We start from the raw sequence: 3177 nt of genomic DNA, 5'->3' as shown, positions 1-3177 counted from the left end.
CACCGCCGCTGGCACCAGCGCATCCACCGCCGCAGCATCGGACAAATCGCAAGGCAGCACCACGGCATCCGGGCCGCAGTCAGCAGCAACCGCTGCCAGCGCGTCGGCGCGCGTGCCCGACAGCGCCACCCGCGCGCCGCGCGCCGCCAGGCTGCGCGCAATCGCGCTGCCAATGCCGCCCGAAGCGCCCGTGACCAGCGCGGTCATTCCGGCAAGATCGAACATATATTCCTCCAAAGTACCGGATTACAGCGACTTAACGATTGCTTCCACGCCGGACATATCCGCTGCCGTGATGGTGGGCACATCGGGCGTGATACGGCGGATCATCGGGCCCAGCACCTTGCCGCCCAATTCCACAAAGCCTGTCACACCCATCGCTGCCATCGCCAGCACCGATTCGCGCCAGCGCACCGTGCCGCACACCTGGGCCACCAACAGCGCGCGAATTTCATCGGGATCGCTCACCACCGCCGCCGTGACATTGGCCACCAATGGCACCAGCGGCGCGTGCAGCGGCGCTGCCGCCAGCGCAATTGCCATCGCATCGGCCGCCGGCTGCATCAATGCACAGTGAAACGGCGCCGACACCGGCAGCAGCACCGAATGGCGCGCACCCCGGCTGCGCGCCAGGCTCATGGCGCGGGCCACGGCCTCGACATGGCCGGACACCACCACCTGGCCATTGGCATTGTCATTGGCCGCCGCGCACACCTGATCCTGCGCCGCTTCTTCGGCCACAGCAGCCACCGCATCGAAATCCAGCCCGAGCAGCGCCGCCATCGCGCCCACGCCGGGCGGCACGGCGGCCTGCATCGCCTGCCCGCGCAGCCGCAGCAGCCGCGCCGTATCGGCCAGCCCCAGGCTGCCGGCCGCACACAGCGCCGTATATTCGCCCAGGCTGTGCCCGGCGACAAACGCTGCCTTGTCGGCCAGACGCAGGCCGGCTTCGGCCTCCAGCACGCGCAGGCAGGCGATGCTCAGCGCCATGATCGCCGGCTGGGCATTGGCGGTCAGCGTCAGTTCGTCCTCCGGCCCCTCCCACATCAGGCGGCTCAGGCGTTCACCCAGCGCGTCGTCCACTTCTTCGAATACGGCGCGGGCGTGCGGGCTGGCGTTGGCCAGGCCCTGGCCCATGCCCACCGATTGGCTGCCCTGGCCCGGAAAGATGAAGGCGCGAATAGTCTGTCTCCCCCACGGCGCCGGCGGATCGTGCGCCGGGCCAGCCACCGCGGATAAGCGGTTCGCCGCACCGGTGCAACCATCCCGCGCGGGCCGGCGCTCTGTTGGCGCGCGGCTGGCATTTGGGGGCGATTTGCCCGGTTGCACCTGAATTTCAATCCGCTAATGGTCAAAAACAGGCTCGGGGAGGAGGCTGGAGGGATTCGTGGGCGCGGTTTGGCTGCGCGCGGCTTCCGCTGGCGACTGACCGGGTTCGGATCCACAACCGCCGTCGCCGCATTTCAGAAGGAAACACCATGGTTCAAACTGCCCGCCTGTCATTTGCTGCGCCGCTGGTGGCCGCTGCATTGCTCGCCGCCGTTCCGGCGCTGGCCGCGGTTTCGCCGGCCGTCGGCAAGGCGCTGAACGCCGCTGCTGCCGCTGCCAAATCAGGCAATGCCGCCGGTGTGGCCTCGGCCATCGCGCAAGCGCGCGGCGCCGCTAGCAGCGCCGAAGAAAAGCAGAAAACCGCGCAGATGGCCGGCTATGCCTTCACCGCGGTGGGCCGCTATGCCGATGCCGCTGCCGCGCTGGAAACCGTGGGCGCACCTTGCAACCAACTGGCACCGCTTTATTATCGGGCCGGCCAGCTCGACAAGGCGGTCAGCATTGCCAAGGGCTGCGGCGGCGAAGGCATGCAGATCCTGGTTGCACAGGCCTACACCCGCCAGGGCCGCCACAAGGACGCCATCGCTGCCTACAACAAGCTGATCGCCAGCAACGGCGCCAAGCCGCTGTATCTGGAAAATCTGGCCGGCGCGCAATTCAAGTCGGGCGACAAGAAGGGTTATCTGGCCACCACGACGCGGCTGATCAAGGTCGATGCCTCACCGGCCCGCTGGAAAGTGCTGCTGACCAATTTCCAGCAGAACAACATGCGCACCGAAGCCAAGCTGGCGCTGTATCACCTGATGCTGACCACGGGCGCGCTGGATCGCACCGTCGATTATCAGGATTTCGCGCGTCTTGCCCTCTTGGCTGGACAGGCTGCGGTCGCAAAGGCCGCGCTCGACAAGTCGGGTGGCGGCACCGATGCCATGAGCCAGAAACTGGCTGCCGCCGCAGCCAAGGGCATTGCCAATGAAGGCCCGGAAGCCGCCAAGCTCAGCGCAGCGCCGGCCACCGCCTTCAAGGGCGGCAACGCCTGGCTGGGCCTCAATGATTATGCCAAGGCCATTGCAGCTTACGACAAATCCATCGCTGCCAACGGCGTCGATGCCGATTATTCGCGGGTGTTCAAGGGCATCGCTGCCGTGAAATCTGGCCAGAAAGCGGCTGGCGTTGCCAGTTTCAAGGCCGTTGGCGAAAAGAGCGGCATGAAGGATATTGCCGATCTGTGGAGCCTCTACGCTTCCAGCCGCGGCTGATCGCACAACCAAAAAAGCGCCGCCGTGGGAAACCACGGCGGCGCTTTTTTGTGGTCGTTCGGCGCGAGCCTGGGCGCAAAGATCAGTGCGCGTCTTCGGCCGGCTTGGATTGCAGCTGGATATAATTGGCGATGCCCATCTGCTTGATCATCGACTGTGCGGTCTCGATGAAATCGACATGCTCTTCCTCAGCAGCGAGGATATAGGCAAACAGGTCGCGTGACGGATAATCGCGCACGCTTTCGCAATGTTCGATGGCATCGCGCAGCAGCGCCACGGCGTCGTGCTCCAGCTCAAGATCGGCCTGCAGCACTTCTTCGACAGTCTCGCCGATGCGCAGGCGATTGAGCGACTGCATGGCCGGAAAGCCATCGAGGAAGAAAATCCGCTCCATCAGCTTGTCGGCATGCTTCATTTCGTCGATCGATTCGTGGCGCTCATATTCGGCGAGCTTTTTCACGCCGAGATCGTCGAGCAGCCGGTAATGCAACCAATATTGGTTGACTGCCGTCAGCTCACCCTTGAGCACGGCATTGAGATATTCGATGACCTTGGCGTCGCCCTTCATGGCGTGTCTCCTGCGTTGATG

At 65.0% G+C, this 3177-nt stretch carries 4 protein-coding genes; 1 reads left to right on the top strand and 3 read right to left on the bottom strand.

From position 1 onward, the window contains the following. Together ABWP50_RS12350 and fabD are read right to left on the bottom strand one after the other, a co-directional pair. Positions 1 to 225, bottom strand: a 225-nt coding sequence (locus tag ABWP50_RS12350) for an SDR family NAD(P)-dependent oxidoreductase (RefSeq protein WP_353218287.1), incomplete at its 3' end; no start/stop codon positions are given. A 21-nt stretch (positions 226 to 246) separates the two neighbouring features. Further along, positions 247 to 1182, bottom strand: coding sequence for an ACP S-malonyltransferase (gene fabD / locus ABWP50_RS12345; protein WP_353218296.1), 936 nt, complete (start codon positions 1180 to 1182; stop codon positions 247 to 249). Between the two features lie 296 nt (positions 1183 to 1478). On the opposite strand from fabD, the gene ABWP50_RS12340 reads away from it, so the two are divergent. Continuing rightward, positions 1479 to 2588 (top strand): tetratricopeptide repeat protein, encoded by a 1110-nt coding sequence (locus ABWP50_RS12340; protein WP_353218286.1) that lies wholly within the window; start codon positions 1479 to 1481, stop codon positions 2586 to 2588. Positions 2589 to 2670: 82 nt separating this feature from the next. On the opposite strand, the gene bfr is transcribed toward ABWP50_RS12340, so the two are convergent. Further along, complete coding sequence (gene bfr / locus ABWP50_RS12335) at positions 2671 to 3156, bottom strand: bacterioferritin (RefSeq protein WP_353218295.1); 486 nt, start codon at positions 3154 to 3156, stop codon at positions 2671 to 2673. Positions 3157 to 3177: the final 21 nt, after the last annotated feature.

It is taken from the genome of Sandarakinorhabdus sp. (genome assembly GCF_040398645.1).
Taxonomy (GTDB): domain Bacteria; phylum Pseudomonadota; class Alphaproteobacteria; order Sphingomonadales; family Sphingomonadaceae; genus Sandarakinorhabdus.
The sequence above is the reverse complement of the archived record's forward strand: the minus strand, read 5'-3'. Positions and strand labels throughout refer to the sequence as shown.

Bases quoted from the DNA above. Each gene is read 5' to 3' on its own strand.
- ABWP50_RS12340 (WP_353218286.1), top strand. From the start codon at position 1,479: ATGGTTCAAACTGCCCGCCTGTCATTTGCTGCGCCGCTGGTGGCCGCT.
- bfr (WP_353218295.1), bottom strand. From the start codon at position 3,156: ATGAAGGGCGACGCCAAGGTCATCGAATATCTCAATGCCGTGCTCAAG.